Annotated in this window: 1 protein-coding gene; it reads left to right on the top strand. The window is 64.9% G+C overall.

Annotated elements, in window-relative coordinates:
• Window positions 1–150 precede the first annotated feature (150 nt).
• On the top strand, window positions 151–1,461 hold the full coding sequence (locus QSJ19_RS26455) for an ISL3 family transposase (protein WP_286324031.1): 1,311 nt from the start codon (window positions 151–153) through the stop codon (window positions 1,459–1,461).
• Window positions 1,462–1,474 lie beyond the last annotated feature (13 nt).

The raw sequence follows: 1,474 nt of genomic DNA, 5'->3' as shown, positions 1-1,474 counted from the left end.
AGGCTCTTCAGGATTGGCGGTGCGTGAAACAGGTTCTATCGACCACAAGATGTAGGTCGGTTTTTCGGGTGTGAGCCGCGTGATGTGGGCGGGTCCTGTGGTGTGAGGATGAAAGCTCCTACACCACCACCGCTCACACCAACAGGACCCATGACGCAGCGTAGCGCTATTGCCGACACGATTTGCCGCACCATCGAACTCGGCGTCACGATCACCGATGCCGCCATCGACGCCGAGGACCGCACCCACCTGTTCTGCCAGTTCCTGGACCCGAAGAACACCTGCCCGGCCTGCGGGCAGGTGGGCCGGCTGCGTGATCATGTCGACCGTGAGGTCACCGATCTGCCGATCGTCGGGCATCCGACCCGGCTGCACCTGACGGTGCCGCGCTACACGTGCGGCACCGAGGGATGTGCCACGTCGGTCTTCCGGGCCGACCTCGGCGCGATCGTGGCCCCGCGGGCGCAGGTCACCCGCCGCACCACCACCTGGATCATGCGGTCGATGATCTGCGACAAAATGTCGGTCACCGCGGCGGCGGCCGCGGTGGGGTTGAGTTGGAATACCGTCAACACCCTGGCGTGTGAGGCAGCCCGGACGCTGGCCACCGCACCCGCCCAGCTGGCCGGCGTGCGAGTCTTAGGGGTTGATGAGCACAAGTGGAAACATGTGCGCGGCCAGGGGGAGTCGAGTTTCGTGACGGTGCTCGTCGACCTCACCCCGATCGTCGACGGGACCGGGCCGGCACGACTGGTGGACATGGTCGCCGGCCGATCGAAAGCCGCGCTCAAGGACTGGCTCGACGCCCGCGATCAGGCGTTCCGCGACCGGATCCGGGTCGTGACGATGGATGGGTTCAGCGGCTACCGCACCGCGGCCGCCGAATCCCTCGACAAGGCGCGCGCGGTGATGGATCCGTTTCATGTGGTGCATCTGGCCGCGGAGAAACTCACGTTGTGTCGTCAACGCGTGCAACAGGATACGTGTGGGCATCGGGGCCGCAGCGGGGATCCGCTCTACGGTATCCGCCGTATTCTGCTGACCCGGATCGGGCTGCTCACCGACAAGCAGAAGACCCGGTTGCGTACCGGTCTGGACGCGCGTGAGGAGCATGTGGCAGTTGCGGTCTCCTACGCGATCTATCAGGACCTGATCGACGCGTATGACCAGCCGAACAAGCGGGACGGGAAGATCGCGATGTACAAGCTGCTCAAACGCATTCATACCGGCCTACCCTCCGGTCTCGCCGAGGTGGCGCAACTCGGACGGTCGTTGTGGGCCCGGCGTGCCGAGATCCTGGCCTACTTCGACACCGGCGCCTCCAACGGCCCGGTCGAAGCCATCAACGGGCGCCTCGAGCATCTGCGCGGAATCGCACTCGGGTTCCGCAACCTCAAGCACTACATCTTGCGGTCACTCATCCACTCCGGCCAACTCGCAGAACGCCTACACGCACTCTGAATCAGGAAGAGCC

This window comes from Gordonia sp. ABSL11-1 (genome assembly GCF_030315685.1).
Classification (GTDB): Bacteria; Actinomycetota; Actinomycetes; order Mycobacteriales; family Mycobacteriaceae; genus Gordonia.
The sequence above is the reverse complement of the archived record's forward strand: the minus strand, read 5'-3'. Positions and strand labels throughout refer to the sequence as shown.

Bases quoted from the DNA above. Each gene is read 5' to 3' on its own strand.
- QSJ19_RS26455 (WP_286324031.1), top strand. From the start codon at position 151: ATGACGCAGCGTAGCGCTATTGCCGACACGATTTGCCGCACCATCGAA.